This is a genomic window from Enterococcus sp. DIV1089c, from assembly GCF_050530965.1.
GTDB lineage: Bacteria > Bacillota > Bacilli > Lactobacillales > Enterococcaceae > Enterococcus_B > Enterococcus_B hirae.
In genome coordinates this window covers 1-22,580 of record NZ_CP172888.1, presented here as the reverse complement: position 1 = coordinate 22,580, position 22,580 = coordinate 1, and the positions used below count along the sequence as shown (strand labels likewise).

19 protein-coding genes are annotated in these 22,580 nt (G+C 36.8%); 3 read left to right on the top strand and 16 right to left on the bottom strand.

Going from position 1 to position 22,580, the window contains the following annotated elements:
* Positions 1-98 precede the first annotated feature (98 nt).
* On the bottom strand, positions 99-620 hold the full coding sequence (locus IGL30_RS00095) for an HdeD family acid-resistance protein (protein ID WP_088745095.1): 522 nt from the start codon (positions 618-620) through the stop codon (positions 99-101).
* A 408-nt stretch (positions 621-1,028) separates the two neighbouring features.
* Here IGL30_RS00095 and IGL30_RS00090 point away from each other — a divergent pair, with 408 nt between their 5' ends.
* Positions 1,029-2,651, top strand: coding sequence for an ABC-F family ATP-binding cassette domain-containing protein (locus tag IGL30_RS00090; RefSeq protein WP_081115159.1), 1,623 nt, complete (start codon positions 1,029-1,031; stop codon positions 2,649-2,651).
* Positions 2,652-2,972: 321 nt separating this feature from the next.
* On the opposite strand, the gene IGL30_RS00085 is transcribed toward IGL30_RS00090, so the two are convergent.
* From IGL30_RS00085 to dnaB, 4 genes are all read right to left on the bottom strand, one after another.
* Positions 2,973-3,077, bottom strand: a complete 105-nt coding sequence (locus IGL30_RS00085; protein ID WP_191984885.1) for a putative holin-like toxin — start codon at positions 3,075-3,077, stop codon at positions 2,973-2,975.
* Positions 3,078-3,331: 254 nt separating this feature from the next.
* The gene (locus tag IGL30_RS00080; RefSeq protein ID WP_088745093.1) at positions 3,332-4,195 is read right to left on the bottom strand and encodes a DegV family protein; all 864 of its coding nucleotides are present in this window, start codon (positions 4,193-4,195) and stop codon (positions 3,332-3,334) included.
* Positions 4,196-4,531: 336 nt separating this feature from the next.
* Positions 4,532-5,824: an adenylosuccinate synthase gene (locus IGL30_RS00075; protein WP_010720491.1), complete on the bottom strand. Its 1,293-nt coding sequence runs from the start codon at positions 5,822-5,824 to the stop codon at positions 4,532-4,534.
* A 436-nt stretch (positions 5,825-6,260) separates the two neighbouring features.
* Positions 6,261-7,628, bottom strand: a complete 1,368-nt coding sequence (gene dnaB / locus IGL30_RS00070) for a replicative DNA helicase (protein WP_010720492.1) — start codon at positions 7,626-7,628, stop codon at positions 6,261-6,263.
* A 465-nt stretch (positions 7,629-8,093) separates the two neighbouring features.
* Here dnaB and IGL30_RS00065 point away from each other — a divergent pair, with 465 nt between their 5' ends.
* Positions 8,094-8,756, top strand: coding sequence for a glycine zipper family protein (locus IGL30_RS00065; RefSeq protein WP_226062565.1), 663 nt, complete (start codon positions 8,094-8,096; stop codon positions 8,754-8,756).
* Between the two features lie 392 nt (positions 8,757-9,148).
* On the opposite strand, the gene rplI is transcribed toward IGL30_RS00065, so the two are convergent.
* Positions 9,149-9,601 carry a 50S ribosomal protein L9 gene (rplI, locus tag IGL30_RS00060; protein WP_010720494.1) on the bottom strand — a complete coding sequence of 151 codons (453 nt, stop codon included), beginning with the start codon at positions 9,599-9,601 and terminating at the stop codon, positions 9,149-9,151.
* A 5-nt stretch (positions 9,602-9,606) separates the two neighbouring features.
* The gene (locus IGL30_RS00055) at positions 9,607-11,580 is read right to left on the bottom strand and encodes a DHH family phosphoesterase (RefSeq protein WP_094940644.1); all 1,974 of its coding nucleotides are present in this window, start codon (positions 11,578-11,580) and stop codon (positions 9,607-9,609) included.
* Between the two features lie 238 nt (positions 11,581-11,818).
* Between IGL30_RS00055 and IGL30_RS00050 the strand changes: the two genes are divergently transcribed.
* Positions 11,819-12,226: a hypothetical protein gene (locus tag IGL30_RS00050; RefSeq protein ID WP_010736777.1), complete on the top strand. Its 408-nt coding sequence runs from the start codon at positions 11,819-11,821 to the stop codon at positions 12,224-12,226.
* A 147-nt stretch (positions 12,227-12,373) separates the two neighbouring features.
* Here IGL30_RS00050 and rpsR read toward each other — a convergent pair whose 3' ends face one another.
* The 9 genes from rpsR to dnaA all read right to left on the bottom strand — a co-directional run bounded on the left by rpsR (position 12,374) and on the right by dnaA (position 22,580).
* Positions 12,374-12,610 carry a 30S ribosomal protein S18 gene (rpsR, locus tag IGL30_RS00045; RefSeq protein ID WP_002288370.1) on the bottom strand — a complete coding sequence of 79 codons (237 nt, stop codon included), beginning with the start codon at positions 12,608-12,610 and terminating at the stop codon, positions 12,374-12,376.
* A 25-nt stretch (positions 12,611-12,635) separates the two neighbouring features.
* Positions 12,636-13,148, bottom strand: coding sequence for a single-stranded DNA-binding protein (gene ssb, locus IGL30_RS00040; RefSeq protein ID WP_010720497.1), 513 nt, complete (start codon positions 13,146-13,148; stop codon positions 12,636-12,638).
* A 51-nt stretch (positions 13,149-13,199) separates the two neighbouring features.
* Positions 13,200-13,499: a 30S ribosomal protein S6 gene (rpsF, locus tag IGL30_RS00035; RefSeq protein ID WP_010720498.1), complete on the bottom strand. Its 300-nt coding sequence runs from the start codon at positions 13,497-13,499 to the stop codon at positions 13,200-13,202.
* Between the two features lie 399 nt (positions 13,500-13,898).
* On the bottom strand, positions 13,899-16,397 hold the full coding sequence (gyrA, locus tag IGL30_RS00030; protein WP_088745650.1) for a DNA gyrase subunit A: 2,499 nt from the start codon (positions 16,395-16,397) through the stop codon (positions 13,899-13,901).
* A gap of 19 nt (positions 16,398-16,416) precedes the next feature.
* Positions 16,417-18,363: a DNA topoisomerase (ATP-hydrolyzing) subunit B gene (gene gyrB / locus IGL30_RS00025; RefSeq protein ID WP_010736776.1), complete on the bottom strand. Its 1,947-nt coding sequence runs from the start codon at positions 18,361-18,363 to the stop codon at positions 16,417-16,419.
* Positions 18,364-19,485, bottom strand: coding sequence for a DNA replication/repair protein RecF (recF, locus tag IGL30_RS00020; protein ID WP_034697664.1), 1,122 nt, complete (start codon positions 19,483-19,485; stop codon positions 18,364-18,366).
* A complete protein-coding gene (gene yaaA / locus IGL30_RS00015; RefSeq protein WP_010720502.1) occupies positions 19,472-19,714 on the bottom strand; it encodes a S4 domain-containing protein YaaA in 243 nt (80 codons plus the stop codon). The genes recF and yaaA overlap by 14 nt, the downstream gene beginning before the upstream one ends.
* Before the next feature lie 211 nt (positions 19,715-19,925).
* The gene (dnaN, locus tag IGL30_RS00010; RefSeq protein ID WP_010720503.1) at positions 19,926-21,056 is read right to left on the bottom strand and encodes a DNA polymerase III subunit beta; all 1,131 of its coding nucleotides are present in this window, start codon (positions 21,054-21,056) and stop codon (positions 19,926-19,928) included.
* A 189-nt stretch (positions 21,057-21,245) separates the two neighbouring features.
* A complete protein-coding gene (gene dnaA, locus IGL30_RS00005) occupies positions 21,246-22,580 on the bottom strand; it encodes a chromosomal replication initiator protein DnaA (protein WP_010720504.1) in 1,335 nt (444 codons plus the stop codon).

Below are 22,580 nucleotides of genomic sequence, written 5' to 3'. Positions count from 1 at the left end.
GAACCTCTACTCTTTGAGAGATTCAGACATATCAACTATAAAAAAAGAAGCAACCAGGAAAATTCAGCCTGATTGCTTCTTTATATACTTTACTTTGTTTATCTGAAAGCATATACGATATGGTTGATCCCAAAGATCATAAAATAAAAACCGACAAGAAAACTTAAAGTCAAAGCGGAGGAAATAGGATTAAACAATAGTATACATCCTAATACCACACCCAAAATATTGATGATTACTGTAAACCAATAGTAGCCTGTGCTATAACCTTTCGCTAAATCAGCTGTAAATAAAGCTAAGATAGAGTCGGCAATAAACCAAATGGCAAAAACAAACGGTAAAGCAACTACTCCTGCACCAATATTGAACAAGAAGAAAATCCCGACTAAAATATCAATGATACCAATAACCAACGGCATTTTCCCTTTATATCCTGTCAATTCTTTCAGACGATTTCGTACAAATAATTCAAATATTCCTTTTAAAAAGGCAAAAATAGCAAAAACAACGACAATCGCCACTAAATTACCAACAGGATCTTGAAAAGAGATTAATGAAACAAGGACAAATAAAATCCCTAAAATTAATGATCCCCAGTCTAGTGTTTTTCTTTCATTCATTTTCATTCCAACTTTCATTTTAATCTATTATTATACTAACGCTATCTTTAAATAACGTCAAAACATATGCTGGCGATGAAAAACTAAAGTAATTTCTTTTCTGATCAGCTTTTGCTGCTATTATTTTTAGTAAAAGCTACTACTTCTTATAATTTGCGTATATTCACTACCAACTTATTCTTCTACTAAATAAACGAGCATTTTGCCTTTCTATCTTAGATACCTTCGAACCTCATCATTGCTTCATAAGTACAAATTTTTTCACTCTTTCATAATTTTTTAGTATTTTTTATTCCCATGTTCCACGTGAAACACAAAGAATAATTGATTACCTTGAAACTTTCTCTTTTCCCCTATATAATTCTAGGAGGTTCGTTAAATATTATAAAGATAAAGTGAGGAAAAAAATTGATTACTGTAAATGATGTAAGTTTGCACTTTTCAGACCGCAAACTATTTGATGATGTTAATATTAAATTTACTCCAGGAAATTGCTATGGCTTAATAGGTGCAAATGGTGCAGGTAAATCAACGTTCCTTAAAGTATTATCAGGAGACTTACAACCTTCTACGGGGACTGTTTCCATGGGACCAGATGAGCGAATGGCTGTATTGAAACAAAACCATTATGATTATGAAGAATATACAGTTTTAGAAACAGTTATTATGGGACATAAACGTTTATACGAAGTTATGAAAGAAAAAGACGCTATCTATATGAAGGAAGATTTCACTGATGAAGATGGTATCCGAGCAGCTGAATTAGAAGGCGAGTTTGCTGAATTAAATGGTTGGGAAGCTGAACCTGAAGCTGCTGTTTTACTACAAGGACTGAATATTCCAGAAGAATTGCACCATCAATTGATGAGTGAACTTACTGGTGGTCAAAAAGTCAAAGTACTTTTAGCTCAAACATTGTTTGGTAAACCGGATGTGTTACTCCTTGATGAGCCTACGAATGGATTAGATATCCAATCCATCAACTGGTTAGAAGAATTTTTAATTGAATTTGAAAATACGGTTATCGTTGTTTCTCATGACCGTCATTTCTTAAATAAAGTATGTACCCATATGGCAGATTTAGATTTTGGAAAAATCAAATTATACGTTGGTAACTATGATTTTTGGTTAGAATCAAGTCAACTTGCTGCAAAATTACAAGCAAATGCCAATGCCAAAAAAGAGGAACAAATCAAAGAACTACAAGAATTTATTGCTCGTTTTAGTGCGAATGCTTCAAAATCTAAACAGGCAACTTCTCGTAAGAAAATGTTAGAAAAAATTACTCTTGACGATATTCAACCTTCTTCACGTCGTTATCCATTCGTTGGATTTAAACCAGAACGTGAAATTGGTAATGATCTCTTACAGGTCGAAAATGTGAGTGTAACGATCGACGGTAAGAAAATATTAAATGATATATCATTTAACTTAAGTAAAGAAGATAAAGTTGCGTTCGTTGCTGAAAATGATATTACAACAACCACTTTATTTAAAGTAATCATGGGTGAGATCACTCCTGATACTGGAACTGTAAGATGGGGCGTAACAACGAGCAATTCTTATCTACCAAAAGATACAACGAAAGAATTTGATAATGAATTGACGATCTTAGATTGGTTACGTCAATACGCAAGTAAAGAAGAAGACGATAATACGTTTTTACGAAGCTTTTTAGGACGCATGCTGTTTTCTGGAGAAGAAGTATTAAAACCTGTCAATGTCCTTTCTGGTGGTGAAAAAGTGCGTTGCATGCTTTCTAAAATGATGCTTTCTAAAGCAAATGTCTTAGTTTTAGACGATCCTACGAATCATTTAGATCTAGAGTCGATTACAGCACTAAACGATGGCTTGATGGCCTTTACTGGCTCTATCCTTTTTGCTTCACATGACCATCAATTTATCCAAACATTGGCTAATCGTATCATTGCTGTTTCTGATAAAGGTGTTATTGATCGAGCAGATACAACTTATGATGAATTTTTAGAAAATAAAGATATCCAAAAACAATTAGAAGATCTCTGGAAGTAAAGCAACAATCATGTAGACTTAAGAAAATAGCCTATCAGGGACATCTCATCAGACGGTGAGATGTCCCTTTCTTTTATGATAAGCACTGTTTTTCACAACTAGCTAGAGGTACCTGAGTTCCATTTACTGTCTATAATCTATAGTATGAAGGAGACCATTATTTTTCTCTTATTTGCTTTATTAACCGCTTTATTTTTTCTAACTGATAAGCTATAATGGATAGTGAAAAAGGGATTGCGCAAACAATCCCTTCATCAGTAATTCGCGCCGTTAAAAAGACGGTAGCTTTGTTTTTAATGTGATAACCATCTAAAAACTCTGCTAAAAGTGATTTAGATGGTTATTTTTTTGGTCTTTTTTGTCAATTAACAACAGCACAAATGTCGCAAATGCGAGCATGAGTTGTATTGCTTCATATACTGACAACTTTATTCCTTTCCAGGGACAAAGCTTTTAACCATAAGCATCACCCCTTGTTCAAGAGATTAGCTACCATCTTTTACACTCCACGAATTACTGGCTTTATTATAGCAAATTTAGGAAGTACTTACTATCGACAAAAGATTTAACTTAATATAAATCAGTTATTTTATATTCTAAAAAAGAACCAATCGAAGAATATTCTTTTTCTTCTGAATGGTTCTTTTTTGGGGCATTTCTTCTACAATGACTACAATTTTTTATCGAGTGATTCCCATTGAGAATATCGCAATACATCCATATCCTGTATGGCTTGCGATGGTAGGCCCAAGCGGATATAACTTGACTTCTTTCATCTTAATATTCTCTTCAAGTAATTGTTTTGTTTTTTCAGCACTTTCTAAATCTCCTGCATAAGCAATATAAACAGTTTGTTCTAATGGGGCGACAATGGTTTTGACAGTTTCCTCAACAATTTTTTGTATCGATTTATTTCGTCCTCGTACTTTGCTGATATTCGTCAAACCTCCTTCCTGATCGACTGTGATAATTGGCTTCACGTTTAGAATACTACCTAGTGTAGCACTAGTTTTAGAGATACGCCCCCCACGTTCAAGGTGTTTGAGATCATCAACGGTTACCCAAGAATGTACTTTTAAGTAATTGTTTTCTAACCATTCTAAGTTCTCTTCTAATGTTTTCCCCTCGTTTTTCAATCGAACAGCTTCCAATACTAATAACCCTTCCCCAACGCTTGCGGCTTTTGTATCAAAGACCTTTACTTGTGGATCTGGATATTCTTCTTTTAATAATTCTACTGCTTGTAACGCACTACTATAGGATCCACTTAAAGCACTGGAAAAAGCAACATAAAGGATAGGAATATTTTGTTCAACGTAAGGACGGAAAAATTCTAAGTATTGACCCACATTGATTTGTGAGGTCGTTGGGGTAGCCCCATTTCTTAATTGTTCCATATAATGATCATAATTAAACGTTTTTCCCAGATCATCTACTAATTCTTCTTCATCTAACTGGATCTTCATTGATAAATAATCAACCTTGGCTGCTTGTAGCACTTGATAAGGCAGATCACAACATGAATCGGTTACGATTTGATACACACCCTTCAACTCCTTCAACTTTTCATTTTACCCTTAACTCCTATTATAGCAAATCTCTTGCATGGAAAATAACGTTAACTATGTTTGTAAAAAGGAAAAACATTGTCTTCGTAAAATTTTAATGGATGATTAAAAAGAAGAACAACGCTCACCTCTAAACCAACTTTGATTACTTATTGAAAAAAAACGCCAAAATCTACAAAAATGTTAAAAACAAATTTCGCAGTTTCGACGTTTTCTTTCTTTACCGCATGAGCATTCTTACCTATACTTCTGCTATTTCGTTCATTCTTAAGGAACAAGAATGTCCTGTCTCAACGAACTTAGCTGAATGGCTTAAATTTGTGCCCAGACGCTTTCTAAGATATTTGTTTGTGTTCTATCAGGTCCAACAGAAAATGTTGAAATACGCACACCTACGAGTTCAGAAATACGTCTGACATAGTTACGTGCATTTTCTGGTAATTCAGCAAGTGTTTTGCATGCTGTAATATCTTCAGACCAACCTGGAAGTTCTTCATAAACAGGTTTACAACGTTTCAATTCTTTCAAACTTGCTGGATAATGATAAATCAATTCTCCATCTAGCTCATAAGCTGTACAAATTTTTACTGTATCAAGTCCACTTAAGACATCAATTGAATTAAGGGATAGATTAGTAATTCCTGAAACACGTTTTGAGTGACGCATCACTACTGAATCAAACCATCCCACACGTCGTGGACGACCTGTAGTCGTTCCGTATTCGCGACCAACTTCACGAATTTGTTGTCCCGTTTCATCAAACAATTCAGTTGGGAATGGACCATCTCCTACACGAGAAGTATAAGCTTTACATACACCAACAACTTTATTGATTTTAGATGGACCTACGCCACTACCGATCGTTACGCCACCTGCGACTGGGTTTGAAGAAGTAACAAATGGATAGGTTCCTTGGTCGATATCCAGCATAACCCCTTGTGCGCCTTCAAATAATACTCGTTTTCCTGCATCTAGGGCATCATTTAAAATGACAGATGTATCAGTAACATACTGTTTGATTTGTTGACCATATTCATAATATTCTTCAAATATCGAGTCAAAATCAATTGGCTCAGAATCAAACATTTTTACAAATTGACGGTTTTTATCTTCTAAGTTTAAACGTAAGCGTTCTTCAAAAATTTCTTTGTCTAGTAAGTCAGCTATGCGGATCCCTACACGAGCTGCTTTGTCCATGTATGCTGGTCCGATCCCTTTGATTGTTGTACCGATTTTATTTTCACCTTTTGCATCTTCTTGTAATTGATCCAACTTGATGTGATAAGGCAAAATAACATGTGCTCGGTCAGAAATACGTAAGTTATCAGTAGTTACACCTTTTTCATGTAAATAAGCTAACTCTTTGACTAATGATTTAGGATTGACTACCACACCATTCCCGATCACACTGATTTTATCTTTATAAAAAATCCCCGAAGGAATCAAATGCAGTTTATAAGTAACACCGTTGAATTTGATCGTGTGTCCTGCATTATCGCCACCTTGGTACCGTGCGATCACTTCAGCATTTTCACTAAGAAAGTCAGTAATTTTTCCTTTCCCTTCGTCGCCCCATTGTGTACCTACCACTACTACAGATGACATTTGAACACCTCGTTTTATTTTATTTAATCCTGAATTATTGTAACAATAACTCATTACTTATTCAACTAAAATCGAATGATTCTTTTATTTATTTTATAAAAACGCTTGAAAAACGAACGATGATAAATTTTAAATAGAAACTAGTGTAAATAAAACTATTCAGAGAAGAAAGTTCCTTTAGTACAAAGCAAATAAGATAGTTTTTTAGGGTTTATTACTCGTTGCCACTGACAGAATCGTAATCTAAACATCTTTGCTTATTAGAAATAATGATTACTAGGGTAGACTGCTTCCTAATTTACTATACTATTATTTCCCAAATGTGATTCTGCTGCGTTTTCTTTTGATAAAGAACAGTTGGAATGATCGATAGCTAAAAAAGCACCTCCAAATTAACGAGATAATTTGGAGGTGCTTTTTTATAGTCAATTTATAATCAATATTCTTCTCTCGGGGATAACGACGAAAATTTGTTGTATTCTTTGATAAACAGTAATTCTACTGTACCACGGGCACCACTACGGTTTTTTTCGATGATGACTTCAATGACATTGTCGTTTTTTGGTTCGTTATCCTCATTGTCTTCGCCACCTTCTCTTTCATAGTAATCATCTCGATATAAGAAGGCTACGATATCAGCATCTTGCTCAATGGAACCCGATTCACGGATATCACTTAATACAGGACGTTTATCTTGACGTTGTTCTACTCCACGGGAAAGCTGGGACAACGCAATAACGGGTACTTTTAATTCTTTGGCTAGCTTTTTTAATTGACGTGAAATATCAGATACTTCTTGTTGACGATTTTCTCTCCCATTTCCTTCAATCAATTGCAAGTAGTCAATCAAGATCAATCCAAGATTTCCTTTTTCCTGCGCTAATTTTCGGCATTTGGCACGAATCTCAGAAATTTTTATTCCTGGAGTATCATCAATAAAGATATTTGCCCGTGACAAACTCCCCATTGCAACGATCAAATTAGACCACTCTTCTTCAGAAAGTTGACCGGTACGCAAATGGCTTGCTTCGATCGATCCTTCCGCACAAAGCATCCGATTGACAAGCGATTCAGCCCCCATTTCCAAACTAAAAATAGCAACTGAACGATCGGTTTTTGTCCCGACATTTTGAGCTATATTTAATGCGAAAGCTGTTTTCCCTACCGCAGGCCGAGCTGCTAGGATGATCAATTCCTCAGGTTGAAAACCTGCTGTCATTTTATCAAGTCCTTGATATCCAGTCGGTAATCCTGTGATTTCTTCATTATTTTGGGCCAGTTGGTCAATATTTTCAATGGTTGAGTTCAAGACTTCTGCAATAGATAGAAAGCCACTGCGGTTTCTTTTTTCTGATACTTCTAAAATACTGCGCTCGGCATCATCCAGAATCGACTGGACTTCTTCCCCTTGTTCAAACCCTTTTGTCACGATCCCAGTAGCTGTTTGGATCAGTGTGCGGAGCAATGATTTTTCTTCAACGATTTTCGCATAATAGACGATATTTGCTGCAGTAGGCACAGCTAACGCTAAATCTGAAAGGTAGCTTAACCCACCAGCATCTTCTAATAAGTTTGCTTGCTCCAACCGATCTTTTACAGTCACTACATCTATTGCTTCATTACGGTCATTTAACTCGATCATTGTTTCAAAAATGATTTGATGTCCCCGACGATAAAAGTCTTTCGGTTCTATGTACTCCATGGCATCAATGATCGTTTCAGCATCTAAAAAAACCGATCCTAAAACCGCTTGTTCAGCTTCAATATTTTGCGGTGGAATTCGATCCTGCCACACTTCATTCATACATATCGCTCCTTGTCTTCAATTGCTTTATTTTACAAGAAAATCGTAAAAAAGTCACTTTAAAAAAGTGAGTGTAATGGTTGCTTATCTTTCGAAATCAATAAAAGAGACAGTCAATACCAAGAATAAGTACAAAAAATACATATGTAGATTCATCAAAATCTTAAACTAGCAAAAACTTTGAGAACGAAGATCCCTTGATAAAATGAAACAACTATAAAAAGTATATCAGTCAAGTGATCCTTTACGCTAGTACCAAACTAGCTATATGTTCAATAGGTTTTGTCATAATCGAAAAAAAAAAAGGAAACTTTTTTTATTTTTTCCTATTTTTTCATTTTTGACAAAAAATAGATCACTTATGATTATTTAATACTATATACTATTGATTGTGCTATAATTCATTACAGAAAACGTTCTCTAGTCCGCACAAAAAATTTTAGGAGGAAATGTGTTACGAAAAAAATGAAACTCGTTGCTATTTTATTGTCTTGTCTGTCTTTATTTGGATCTGTAGTACCAGGAGTAACACAAATCGTTGATGCAGCTGAGAAAACCGCTAGTGTACCAGCTGAAAACCATTTTCAACTAGATAAAGTCACGATTGTCGAATCCAATGAATTATACAAAAATTTTGTGCAAGAAGTGAATCGTCCAGAGATCAAACAACAGTTAATGAATCAGCCAGACTCAGCAGAAACAAAAGCTTTGATCCAGTCTCTTATCTTAAAATATGATGGCGCTGAAGTCCACTATGCTTATGGTGACAATACGTTCGCACGAGGACTTTACGATACTACCGGGTGGTCAGAAAAATTTGTTAATGGTGGTATCAACGATTATGCCACTAGTAAGACAGGATTAGCTAATTTAAGAGACTATTTAGGTTTTTGTTCTGTTGGTTTAGCAGTAAATGGTGCGGGTTATGGTGCTGTAATTGGTGGTGTGATTGGAGCTGTAGTTGGGACAATTATTGGTGCTGCAGTATTAGCCAAACGTTGCGATCAAGGTCAAAGTGATGTAAAAACAATGATTAGTAAAAATAGATCAAATGGAGGAGTGCGGATGACTTTAACAGCAGAATTTCCGATTTGCAGTTTAACGTCACAAACGCAGTGTAGTATATGAGACTGGGAACTTTATTAATTTATTCAACAATCCTTGTGATGATATTACTATTTTTGAAATATCGCAAGAAAAAATAATCTAAGCTTAAAGAGTCTAGGGCATGAACAAAAAAATCTGGTTAATGTCCCACTTTTTTGATCTAGGGTATTAAAAAGCACATAATCTTGTAAGAATAAAGTAGCTAAAATCAATCGAAAAGAAAGTATGCTTTCTATACCATCCTATCAAATATCTTTACCATTAAATGAAGAAAATCAGCCGGATTTTGACATGATTCATCAAAATCCGGCTGATTTCTTTTTGAAGAGAACTCTCAGTCTCTGCGATCATTTCTCAACAAGTCCTATTACAAAACCTCAAGAGACTGCTAACAGAAATGATTGGTGAGGTAGCTATTCTGCTACCACATGCACTTTGATCGTTGCAGTCACTTCATGATGCAATTTGACTGGTACGTTCGTGTAACCTAACGTACGGATTGGGTTATTCAATTCGATTTTTCGTTTATCTAGTTTTACTTTGTATTGCTTGTTCAATCCTTCAGCAATTTGTTTTGAAGGGATTGAACCGAATAAACGTCCATCTTCACCCGCTTTGGCTTTCAGTTCGACAACCGTTTCTTCTTTTTCTAAAAATCCTTTTAGTTCTTTTGCTTCTTCTAAAATTTCAGCTTCTTGTTTTTCTTGTGCCTTTTTTTGTCCAGCTAATTGGCTAATACTACTTTTATTTGCTTCTTTTGCCAGATTATTTTTTAATAGGAAATTTTGTGCGTAACCATTCGGTACTTCTTTAACGTCACCTTTTTTTCCTTTACCTTTTACATCTTGTAAGAAAATGACTTTCATATCCATTACTCCTTATCATATAATTGATTCCTATTTTCTTTGATTGCAGCAAGTAAACGCTGTTTGGTTTCTTCTACTGTGACACCTTCCAATTGGGTCGCTGCATTGGTGAAATGACCGCCGCCGCCAAGAGACTCCATGATCACTTGAACATTGATCGTGCCCGAACTACGAGCACTGATCCCGACTAGCCCGTCCGTTCGTTTCGTGATGACAAAAGCCCCATTGATATTGATCATTGATAAGAGGGTGTCTGCCGTTTTCGCAGCGATCACACTATTATATTCCTTTTCATCTGTCCCAGCTGCTACGACAATATCTGAAGTTACATATTCGCTCTGTGCAATCAAATGGCTGATTTCCAAATAGGTTGCTAAATCTGAACTCAATAAATATTGTACTAGGGAAGCATCCGCACTACAAGACCTTAAATAACTTGCTACATCAAAAGTTCGTGCCGTTGTGCGTACATTAAAACTGTTCGTATCAACAGTCATGCCTGCCAATAACAACGTCGCTTCAAAACGATCTAAGCGATTCGAGCGATTGCTTTGATACTGAATTAGTTCTGTTACTAACTCTGAAGCAGAAGAAGCAGAAGATTCGATATACGTCAACAGCGGCTTACTTGGGAACTCCTCCCCACGTCGATGATGATCAATAATAACGATCTTATCAAATTGCTCATATAGGCTCTGAGAGATCGATAGCGAGGGTTTGTGGTAATCTACCATAACTAGCAGGTCTTCTTCTTTTTTAAGCTCCATCGCTTTTTTGGGCGAAATCAGCTGTGCTTCTAGTTCAGGGTGTTTATGAATTTCCTCTAAACATCGTTCTACGTCTGGAATAATCTCGTTTTCATCAAGTACGATATACGCTTTTTTTTGATTGAAACGAGCTAAGCAACTTACCCCAAATGCTGAACCAATGGCATCCATATCGGGGAATTTATGCCCCATGATAAATACATCGCCAGTTTCAGTAAAAATCTTACGAAGTGCAGTACTCATCGCTCGTGAACGTACACGGGTTCGTTTGACTGACTTAGCTGATTTTCCTCCATAGTAAACAGGTTTTGCTCCCTCACGTAGTTCTTTCACGACAACTTGGTCGCCACCTCGAACTAGAGCAATGTCCAAATTATTTTGGGCTTCTCCCCCAATTTCATCTAACGAATCTTGACCGTAAGCAATCCCCATACTTAGAGTAATTGGCAAATTTTGTCGCTCTGCTTCTGCACGTAAGCGATCCAACAGATCAAATTTTTTGTCCATCATTTTTTTCAAATCAATCATTTGTGCGACAAAGAAAAAGCGTTCTGCAGTGATCCGCTTAAAAAAGACATGGTATTCGTTCATCCAATCAGACACCATTGTAGTCACAAATGAATTGAGATAAGAAATTTCTTTGTCATCTAACTTATCGATAGCATCTGCATAATTATCAATTGATAAGATACCAATCACTGGTTGGCTGTTGGTTTGATGGAGCTTCAACAATTGATTTTGGGTGATATCGTTGAAATAAACGACCCCCTTTACTGTATCCATTTCAAATTGAAAGGTTCGATCTGCTAAATATACTTGTTTTTTCTTTTTTTCTTTTGCCGAAAAAAAAGCATCTAATAGTTCTTCTTCTGTTAAGCTGCTTTGATCTTTGATTTTTAAGGCGAGTGGGTTCAACCATTCAATTTTTTGGCTTGTTGGTTGGTACGCAATCACTCCTACTGGCATCACTTCGGAGACATAAGCAAGATTGTTCTCAGCCACCGTTGAGGCTTGTTGGATTTTTTCACGATTTTTTATCATTAGCCATCGTTTTAATTTCAACCAATAACGTAAGCCAAAAAGGTTCATCAAAAGCACAACCAAAGCGCTAACAAAACGAAATGGCATAAATAATACAACCAGTACTTCAAGCAATAAAAATAAAAAAATGAAGAGAGGTCTAGGGGTTAAGTTTTCTTTTTCTTTTTCCATCTTCTTCCTCCCATAGTTGATTAGTTTAATTTTACCATAACTTCCCGTATTCAAGCGACTAAACAAATGCTTGATTATTTAACTGAAAATACTTTTCACTGTATTAAAAAAAATGGTAGAATAACTTGTTTTCAACCTTGAGATGACAGTTATCATCTAACCTCAAACCGAAATAAAGCAAATTATTACTACTTTGAATGTTCAAATGAGCAATTTATAAAAGGCAAAGGAGCATTATATGAATAAAATGAACAAATTAAGCTTCCATCATATCGGTAAACCAATCGATCTGGAAGAAATCAAAGATCATCCAGAAACAAAGTATAGTCCTTTATTCGATATGTACTCACTGGATGTGAAAAATTCTTTATCTATGCCAATCGAACTCCATGCCTTTGGTCCCGATTGTCGTCTTGATCCAATCATTCAAAAAGAAGCTCATGTTGCTTTTACAGTCGATAACATTGAGCTAGCATTGAAAGGACAAGAAATCATCATGCCTCTTTATCAACCTTTCGCTGGCTACCGTTGTGCAATGATCTTAGTCAATCAGCAACCGATCGAGTTGATTGAGAGCAGCTTGTCGGAAAGTCAGATTTGGGGAGATGGAATTTTTAAAGATAGTATTCTTTATCCCCAATCCTAAACGAAAATCGTGGATGCTTTTCTCTATGATTCTTCTAAGTATAGATGACACTCTTTTTTTTGATAATAAAACATCTAAACATTCATTCTCAAAAAGTAAAAAACGAGGGAACGGTAGTAAAACCATTTCCTCGTTTCATTATTTCAATTAATCTTCACTTACGAAAGGTAGTAAGCCCATGATACGTGCGCGTTTGATAGCAACAGTAATTTTACGTTGGTTTTTAGCGCCTGTACCTGTTACACGACGTGGCAAGATTTTTCCACGTTCTGAGATAAATCTTTTTAGTAATTCAATATCTTTATAATCGATATATTCAATATGGTTAGCAGCAATATAGTCTACTTTACGACGTTTACGTCCGCCTCTTCTTTGTTGTGCCATTCTATTTCCCTCCTATCAAATTCGTTTAGAATGGTAAATCATCGTCTGAAATGTCGATCGTTGAACTTGAACCAAATGGATCAGAATTGTCACGATCAAAATCAGGCATACCGTTGGATGATTGAGATGTTTGATTATAGTTATTACTTCCGCCAAAATCATTTGTCGATTGACCAGAGCTTTGGTAACCGCCAGTTTGTTGACGATTTTCAGATGCAGCACGACTTTCCAATAATTGGAAGTTTTCAGCAACTACTTCTGTTACGTATACACGTTGTCCTTGCTGATTATCATAAGAACGAGTTTGGATACGTCCAGTAACTCCTAAAAGAGTCCCCTTACGAGCATAGTTTGCTAATGTCTCTGCTGATTTACGCCAAATCACACAATTAATAAAGTCAGCCTCACGATTGCCGTTTTGGCTAGTAAAATTACGATTAACAGCTAAAGTAAACGTTGCTACTGCAGTGCCACTTGATGTATATCGTAAATCCGGATCTTTAGTTAGACGTCCAACTAGTACAACATTATTAATCAAAAGATTCATCTCCTCTCATCGTTGTTCTATTGTTCCACATGAAACAATAAATTATGCTTCTTCTTTCACGATCATGTGACGAATGATATCGTCGTTGATTTTAGCAAGACGGTCAAATTCATTGACAGCAGTTGCAGATGATGGAGAAGACACTTTAACGATGTGATAGATACCTTCACGGTAACCGTTCATTTCATACGCTAAACGGCGTTTTTCCCAATCTTTAGATTCGATAACTTCAGCTCCGTTATCTTTCAAGATTGCATCGAAACGTTCGATTAAAGCAGTTTTTGCTTCTTCATCAATGTTTGGACGAATAATGTACATGATTTCATATTTCGTATTTTCCATTGATTTTCACCTCCCTATGGACTTTCGGCTCTTAGATTCCCAAGAGCAAGGAGAGTTTTCTAATAAATTAGACTACTCACAATCTTTAATTATACACGTATAGAGTGAAAAAAGCAATAAGCTGAAGGGAAAATAGTGTAGAAAGAAGTTTTTAATAAAATGCTTTACTAAATGACTGCCGAAAGTTCTCTTTTTGAATCTCTTGAAAAACACGATCTCCTACAATAACAAAGTATAAAAACTACAAGAGCTATTCGTAGGTGGATTCTTTTTTATGTTGCAAAAGAATCCATAAACATAAAACAATAATAAGCCACAACCTCCGATAATCATTGTGTATCGGAGGTTGTGGCTTATTTTTACAAGCTTCCCATCGCTGAGACAAGCCCTGTTTTTTGACTATTCTTCTGTTTTACCTATTGTGGTATCTTCCACGGTCTCTGTTGGTGTCTCAGTTTCTTCTGTTCTTTCTGGCTCGACAGCCGCCATTGTCACAACCTTCGTATCAGCTTCCATTTTGATCAAACGTACGCCAAGTGTAGCACGTCCAGTTTGAGAAACAGTTGAGACATTGAAACGAATAATAACGCCTTTATCTGTGATCAGCATGATATCTTCTGTTCCAACAATCGTGGCTAGTCCAGCTAATGGACCATTTTTTTCAGTGATATTGGCTGTTTTGATCCCTTTACCGCCGCGACCTTTCACTGGATACTCTTTCACTTTCGTTCGTTTACCATAGCCTTTTTCAGTAATGATCAAGACTTCATGATTTTCATTCATCAAGGCAGCACCAATCACATAATCGTCTTCTCTTAAACGAATACCTCGAACTCCTGACGCTGTCCGTCCCATGTCCCGAACAGCTCCTTCCGCAAACGTTACCGAATAACCATCATGTGTACCAATGATAATGTTTGATTGACCATCTGTTAACAACACGTTGACTAATTCATCGTCTTCTTTTAAGCCAATCGCAATCAATCCATTACTGCGGATATTCGCAAAAGCAGTTACGGTGGTCCGTTTCACCGTTCCTTGACGAGTAGTGAAGAAGAGGTAATGTCCTTCTTGAGCTTCACCGGTGACTGCAATAATTGCTTGAATTTTTTCACTTAAATCGATCCCTAACAAGTTAATGATCGGGATTCCTTTCGCAGTTCGACCATATTCTGGAATTTCATATCCTTTGGCACGATAGACTTTCCCGTTATTGGTAAAGAACAGCAAGGTGTCATGTGTCGAACAAGAGACAAGGTTTTTGACGAAGTCATCGTTATGCACGCCCATTCCTTGTACACCACGTCCACCACGACGTTGTGCTCTAAATTCATTGTTCGCTAAACGTTTGATATACCCATTGTTCGTGAGTGTAATAACGATTTCTTCTTCTTCGATCAAGTCTTCATCTTCAAGACTTAAAACTTCACCCACTAGTAATTCTGTACGACGTTTGTCACCAAAACGTTGGTTTAATTCTGCTAACTCTGTTTTGATGATTTCGGTCACACGTTCTGGACGAGCAAGAATATCCGTTAAATCTTCGATCAATCGTAATAATTCTTGGTATTCATTTTCGATTTTCTCACGTTCTAAACCAGTTAGACGACGTAAACGCATATCTAAGATCGCTTGTGCTTGTCGATCAGATAATTCAAAACGATCAATCATCGTTGTTTTTGCTTCATCGTCAGATTTAGACCCACGGATAATTGCAATGATTTCATCAATATGGTCCAATGCGATCCGTAAACCTTCTAAAATGTGAGCTCGTGCTTCTGCCTTTTCTTTTTCAAAAATCGTTCGGCGAGTGATCACTTCACGCTGATGCTCTACATAGTTTTCAAGTATTTGTTTAAGACTCAGTACTTTAGGAACGCCTTTTTCAATGGCCAGCATATTGAAACCAAATGAATTTTGTAATGAAGTCAACTTATACAGGTTATTTAAAATAACCGAAGCACTTGCATCACGGCGGATATCGATAACGATCCGCATTCCTTCACGGGAAGACTCATCACGCAAATCCGTAATTCCTTCAATCCGTTTATCGCGGTGTAATTCAGAGATTCGTTCGATCAATTTTGCTTTATTGACCATATAAGGAAGTTCCGTTACGATAATTCGTTCTTTGCCATTAGGCATCTCCGTGATTTCTACTTTTGCTCGAACGGTTATTGAGCCTTTCCCCGTTTCGTAAGCACGGCGAATACCTGATTTACCCATCACGAGACCACCGGTTGGAAAATCGGGTCCAGGTAAAACTTCCATCAATTCATTGGTCGTTACTTCTGGATTTTCCATCAATAGATCGATCGCTGCTACTACCTCAGATAAATTATGAGGGGGGATATTCGTCGCCATACCAACTGCGATCCCTGTTGTTCCGTTAACTAGCAGATTAGGAAAGCGTGCTGGAAGTACGACTGGTTCCCTTTCTGTATCGTCATAGTTACTTTGGAAATCTACAGTATTTTTATTGATATCCCGTAGCATCTCCGTGGCAATTTTACTCATACGTGCTTCGGTGTACCGCATCGCAGCTGCTCCATCACCATCGACAGAACCAAAGTTACCATGTCCATCCACTAGCATGTACCGATAACTAAATGGTTGTGCCATCCGTACCATGGATTCATAAATAGCACTGTCTCCATGGGGGTGATACTTACCCATAACATCCCCAACGATTCTGGCAGATTTTTTATGGGCTTTATCTGGGGTCACACCCAATTCGTTCATCCCGTATAAAATACGGCGATGAACAGGTTTTAACCCATCTCGAACATCCGGTAGTGCACGAGCAACAATAACACTCATCGCATAATCGATGAAGGAGTCTTTCATTTCGCTAGTTAGATTGACATCATGGATGTTCTCTCTGATTTCTTCACTCATCTTTTTTCCTCCTTCATGACTAAATATCTAAGTTTTTCACATAATGGGCATTTTCTTCAATGAATGCACGACGAGGTTCCACTCGATCACCCATTAACATTTCAAAAATTTGATCAGCTGCGATAGCATCATCCACACTAACACGAGCCATCATACGATTGCTAGGGTCCATCGTTGTTTCCCATAGTTGATGGTCATCCATTTCACCTAACCCTTTGTATCGTTGAACACTTGGTTTTGGTGTAGCTGGTAGAGAAGCAACTACTTGTTTCAAATCTTCTTCAGCGTTTTTACCGGGTTGTACATACGTGATTTTTTTCCCTTGTTTTACCCCGTATAGCGGCGGTTGTGCAATATAAACATATCCCGCTTCAACAATTGGGCGCATATAACGATAAAACAAGGTTAAGAGCAATGTTCGAATATGGGCACCATCGACATCGGCATCCGTCATAATCACTAATTTGTGGTAACGAGCTTTGGAAACATCGAAGTCTTCACCGAATCCTGTTCCCATAGCGGTAAATAAAGAGCGGATTTCTTCATTGGCTAGAATTTTATCCATACTTGCTTTTTCAACATTTAAGATTTTCCCACGAATCGGTAAAATTGCTTGAAATTCACGATTTCGCCCTTGTTTTGCTGAACCGCCGGCAGAATCTCCTTCGACGATGAACAATTCGCATTTTTCTGGATCATTACTTGAGCAATCCGCCAGTTTACCAGGCAAATTACTGATTTCTAATGCGCCTTTTCTTCTGGTTACTTCACGGGCACGTTTCGCTGCTAGACGTGCTTTAGAAGCCAACAATCCTTTTTCAATGATTTGTCGTCCAACACTTGGATTTTCTAACAAGAATTTCATGAAATGCTCGCTAAACAGACGATCTGTTACTGTCCGAACTTCAGAATTACCTAATTTTGTTTTGGTTTGCCCTTCAAATTGTGGATCTGGGTGTTTGATCGAAATTACTGCGGTCAGTCCTTCCCGCACATCTTCACCAGTTAAGTTATCATCATTTTCTTTCATCAATTTTTGTTTACGTGCATAGTCATTGATCACACGTGTCAACGCTGTCTTGAAGCCAGATTCATGCGTACCACCTTCATAAGTATGGATATTATTTGCAAAACTCATGATGTTGGAGTGGTAACCATCGGTATATTGCATGGAAACTTCTACCGTGATGTCTTGTTGTTCTCCTTCTAAATAAACTGGCTCTGGAAAAATGACCGTTTTATTTGCATTCAAATATTCCACATAGCTCTTGATCCCACCGTCATAATGGTACTCTTTTACTACTGGAGATTCTTCTCTCTTATCTTCAATCGAGATCTTCATTCCCCGGTTCAAGAATGCTAATTCGCGGATACGGGTCGCTAGCTTATTAAAATCAAAAACTGTTGTTTCCGTAAAGATTTCTGGATCTGGTATAAAATGAACAGTTGTCCCGTTTCGATCGGTTTGTTCAATAATCTTCAGATCATCGACAACAGCACCACGACGATATTCCTGATAGTACACATTTCCATCTTTGTAGACTTTTACATCAAGCTGAGTGGAGAGCGCATTTACAACCGAAGAACCTACCCCGTGAAGACCACCAGATACTTTATAACCGCCTCCGCCGAATTTCCCACCAGCATGGAGTACCGTAAACACCGTTTCTACCGCTGGACGACCAGTTTTGGCTTGGATATCAACGGGGATACCTCGGCCATCATCGATGACAGTAATACTGTTATCTTTTTCAATTATTACTTGGATTTTCGTCGCAAATCCTGCTAGGACTTCATCGATAGAGTTATCAACGATTTCCCATACTAAGTGATGTAATCCTTCCGAACTTGTGGAGCCGATATACATACCAGGACGTTTTCGAACGGCTTCAAGTCCTTCAAGAACTTGGATCTGACTGGCATCATATTCTTTTGCACGTTCTACTAAACTTTTTTCATCTGTCATTTAGCCTTCTTCTCCTTTTATTTCCCCTTGCTGAACATAAAAAATCTCTGGTTCAACAGTCATTTTGTTTTTTACATGATCAAGTGTCGTTGTTGTTAAGAAAGTCTGTACCTTTCCTTCAATCGTTTCTAGTAAATGTAGTTGGCGATTATCATCTAGCTCACTCATTACATCATCAAGTAAAAGAATTGGATACTCCCCAGTTTCTTCTTTGATCAAATCAATTTCAGCCAACTTAACACTTAAAGCAGTGGTCCGCTGCTGTCCTTGAGAACCATACGTTTGCACGTTTTTTTGATTGACGAAAAAAGAAAGATCATCACGATGTGGTCCAATTGTCGTTGTTCCGCGAAACATATCTTTCTTTTTGTTTTGATTCAACAATTCTAAAAATTGTGTTTGGATCTCTTCTTGTGTTTGTGTACTTAAAGAAGAAAACGAGGTGACATATTCAATCTCTAATTGCTCTTTTTGATGGGTGATTTGTTGGTGCAATGTATTTGCCCAAAATTCCAGTCGTCGAACAAACTGTGCACGTGCTTTCAATACTTTACTTCCAAATTCAGCTAACTGTTCAGATAAAATATCTAAATAAAGTAAATCTGTTTGTTTTTTTTCATTCAGTTGTTTCAAATATTGATTTCTTTGTTTTAGGATACCTTGATATTGAACCAAATCGTAAAGATAGATCGGATTGATCTGTCCTAACTCCATATCAAGAAATTTTCGCCTGATCTGCGGACTACCCTTTACTAATGAAAGGTCTTCAGGTGCAAATAAAATGACATTTAATTGACCAACATAGCTACTTAATTTTTTTTGTTCGATATGATTGATCTTTGTTTTGCGTCCCTTTTTTGAAAGAAGGATCTCCAAAGGAATCTTAGAGGTTCCTTTTGTCACTTCGCCCTGGATCAGTGCTTGCTCGCCTTGCCATCCGATCAATTCTTGCTCACTGCTGGTACGGTGACTTCTCGTCATAGCCAAAACATAAATACTTTCCAAAAGATTCGTCTTACCTTGGGCATTTTCTCCTAAAAAAATGACAAGGTTTTTAGTAAACGTAATCTTTAATTCCTGATAGTTTCGATAATTTTTTAGATACAGCTTATTCAGCCTCATTATCGTTTATTCCTTTTTTTACCATAAAAAAAGTTCCCACTTCTGGAACTTCAACCATCATGCCGGGATAAAGTTTTCGTCCACGACGATTCTCTGGTTCGCCGTCTACCAAGACAGTGTTTTCAGCTAAATACCATTTTGCTTGTCCACCACTGCTAATTACTGTGACTTCTTTTAGCATTTGACCCAACGTCATAAATTCTGTTTTTAGAATGACTTGTTGTTTCAATGTTCATCCCTCATTTTCATTAATAAATGTATACTCTATTATACCTTTTTTTAGGCAATAAAACAAATTTATCCATATATTTTTCCATATAAGACGATTTAAGCGAAAAAAGGTGTTTTAAACAAAAATAAACAAAAAGCCTTAAAAGTGATTTTATGGCTTTTTGTTTATTTTTTGTTTTTTTCATTACTTTTTCAAAATGATATACAGATTAGTTCGTACGTACTGGTGTGATTAACTGGATAAATTGAACACCATCTTCTGTTGGTTCTAATGTAAACGGACGAATAGAAGAAATAAATTTCACTTTGATACTCATATCACCAAACGCACGTAACGCAGCTTTCATGTAATCAGGGTTAAAGGAAATATCCAAAGGATCCCCACTACTTGCCACATAATTCAGACTTTCTTCTACTTTTCCGATTTCAGGCGAGTTTCCATATAGAATCACCGCATCTGATTGGATGGATAAACGAACGATATTATTACGTCCTTCATGAGAAAGTAATGAGGCACGTTCAATCGCTGCAAGGAAACTTGGAACAGAAAATTCTACTTCTGTGTTGAAGCTTGAAGGAATCAACCGATTAGTATCGGGGTAGTTTCCTTCCAACAGACGGGAATAAAAATACATGTTTTCTGTTTTAAAGAGTACTTGGTTTTCCATGATACTGATCTCAACGATTTCTTCTTCATTTGTCAATGAACGAGATAATTCAGTCAGACTTTTACCAGGAATCACGATATCAAAATGATCAGCTGCTTGTTCAACTGGAATCACTCGTTGGCTTAGACGGTGGGAGTCAGTTGCTACAGCCAAAAGAGAATTTCCTTCTAAAATAAAATGGACCCCTGTTAGAATTGGACGACTTTCATGTTGTGAGACAGCGAATACTGTTTCATTGATCAATTTCGTTAAGACATGTACCGGTAATTTCATTTGATTATGGCTTTCAACGACAGGTAAATGAGGATAATTGTCTGCATCTAACCCATTGACTAAGAAGTTGGCTTTTCCTGAAGTAATGGCTACTTGTTTATTCTCTAAGACTTCAAGAGTAAAGGTGTCTTCTGGTAAGCGACGGATAATTTCACTAAAGAAACGAGCTTGTAACACAATTGCTCCAGTTGATTCAATTTGCATTTGGGCTTTTTCATTTTCAACAGATAAAAAAGTTTCAATAGAAATATCTGCATTACTCCCAGTTAGTGTTAATCCTTCTTGAGTCAAAGTAATTTTGACTCCAGTCAAGATTGGAATAGTGGTTTTACTTGAAATAGCACGTTGAACAGTTTGCAATTCTTGCATAAAACTTGCTCGATTTAAAGTTACTTTCATGTTGTGTCTCCTTTAAGCGTTTATTTATTATTAGTTAATATATAAATAATAAAAGTATTAGGTACTGTTAATTCTGTGGAAAACTAAAAAAATGCAAGAAATAAAAGAAAAAACAGCTGTGGAAAATCTGTGTATAACTTTTAGGCTTTTTTTGATTTTATCCACAAAGCGTTTTTTCGTTTTTCAAAGTTAATTTAATAAGAAATTTTTGATTTCGGATACTTCATTTTGCATGCTGACACTTGATTCCATTAATTGCTGGATTTTTTCGTGAGCATGAATCACTGTTGTATGGTCTTTCCCACCAAATTCAGCACCAATTTTTGGTAAAGAACTATCCGTTAGCTCTCTTGCTAAGTACATAGCGATTTGTCTCGGTACAACGATTGATTTGACACGTTTTTTTCCTTTTAGGTCTTTTAACTGAATATGATAATATTTCGCGACTTCTTCTTGGATCTGTAAGATAGATAATTGCGGATGACCTTTACCAGATTTTAGTGTTTTCAGTGCATCTGCAGCTAAACTAGTTGAGATATCTTCACTATTCATCGCAGCAAATGCTTGAACGCGAACGAGTGCTCCTTCTAATTCACGGATGTTTGAATCAATTTGTCCGGCAATGTAACTCAAGGTATCATCGGGTATTTCCAAACGTTCGGCTGCTGCTTTTTTACGTAAAATCGCAGTTCTCGTTTCTAAATCGGGTGGTGTGATATCAACTGACAATCCCCACGCAAAACGTGAAACCAAACGTTCTTGTAATTTTGGAATCTCATTTGGTAAACGATCACTCGTCAATACAATTTGTTTTCCTTCATTGTAGAGTGCATTGAAAGTATGGAAAAATTCTTCCTGTGTTGCTTCTTTTTCAGCAAAGAATTGAATATCATCGACCAACAAAAGATCGACGTTTCGGTATTCTTGGCGAAATTCCTCTGCAGTTTTATTTTGGATCGAGTTAATAAAGTCATTGGCAAATGTTTCACTACTAACGTATTTGACCTTTGCATCAGGCTCGCTTAACAACATTTGATGTCCGATAGCATGCATCAAATGGGTTTTACCAAGGCCGACACCACCATAAAAGAACAAAGGATTATAAATGGAACCAGGGTCTTCTGCAACGACTAAAGCTGCCGCATGAGCCATTTGGTTTCCTTTACCGATAACGAAGGTATCAAATGTATATTTTGGGTTCAACATCGCCTTCTTTATTGGATTTGCAACAGGTATTTTAGGACTTTTGATTTCTTCGACGACTTCTTGCTCCACCTCTTCACCAGTTACAAACCTTGGAATGATCTCTTTTCCAGTTAGCATGTAACCAACTTCAACAATTTTGGTTGTTAGATTCTTTTCCCAATATTCTTTATGAATTTTACTTGGTACTTCGACGACTAATTGACTCTGATCCAATGAACGTGGATGAGCGGTTTCGATCCAAGTATTATAGCTCGCAGGTGAGAGATCCTTTTGATAAGTTGTTTTTAATTCGTTCCATAAAGCATCGAGGGATACCAT

Coding starts and splice junctions, on each gene's coding strand:
- IGL30_RS00095 (WP_088745095.1), bottom strand. CDS start 620: ATGAATGAAAGAAAAACACTAGACTGGGGATCATTAATTTTAGGGATT.
- IGL30_RS00075 (WP_010720491.1), bottom strand. CDS start 5,824: ATGTCATCTGTAGTAGTGGTAGGTACACAATGGGGCGACGAAGGGAAA.
- dnaB (WP_010720492.1), bottom strand. CDS start 7,628: ATGAATGAAGTGTGGCAGGATCGAATTCCACCGCAAAATATTGAAGCT.
- IGL30_RS00065 (WP_226062565.1), top strand. CDS start 8,094: ATGAAACTCGTTGCTATTTTATTGTCTTGTCTGTCTTTATTTGGATCT.
- rplI (WP_010720494.1), bottom strand. CDS start 9,601: ATGAAAGTCATTTTCTTACAAGATGTAAAAGGTAAAGGAAAAAAAGGT.
- IGL30_RS00055 (WP_094940644.1), bottom strand. CDS start 11,580: ATGGAAAAAGAAAAAGAAAACTTAACCCCTAGACCTCTCTTCATTTTT.
- IGL30_RS00050 (WP_010736777.1), top strand. CDS start 11,819: ATGAATAAAATGAACAAATTAAGCTTCCATCATATCGGTAAACCAATC.
- rpsR (WP_002288370.1), bottom strand. CDS start 12,610: ATGGCACAACAAAGAAGAGGCGGACGTAAACGTCGTAAAGTAGACTAT.
- rpsF (WP_010720498.1), bottom strand. CDS start 13,499: ATGGAAAATACGAAATATGAAATCATGTACATTATTCGTCCAAACATT.
- gyrA (WP_088745650.1), bottom strand. CDS start 16,397: ATGAGTGAAGAAATCAGAGAGAACATCCATGATGTCAATCTAACTAGC.
- gyrB (WP_010736776.1), bottom strand. CDS start 18,363: ATGACAGATGAAAAAAGTTTAGTAGAACGTGCAAAAGAATATGATGCC.
- recF (WP_034697664.1), bottom strand. CDS start 19,485: ATGAGGCTGAATAAGCTGTATCTAAAAAATTATCGAAACTATCAGGAA.
- dnaN (WP_010720503.1), bottom strand. CDS start 21,056: ATGAAAGTAACTTTAAATCGAGCAAGTTTTATGCAAGAATTGCAAACT.
- dnaA (WP_010720504.1), bottom strand. CDS start 22,580: ATGGTATCCCTCGATGCTTTATGGAACGAATTAAAAACAACTTATCAA.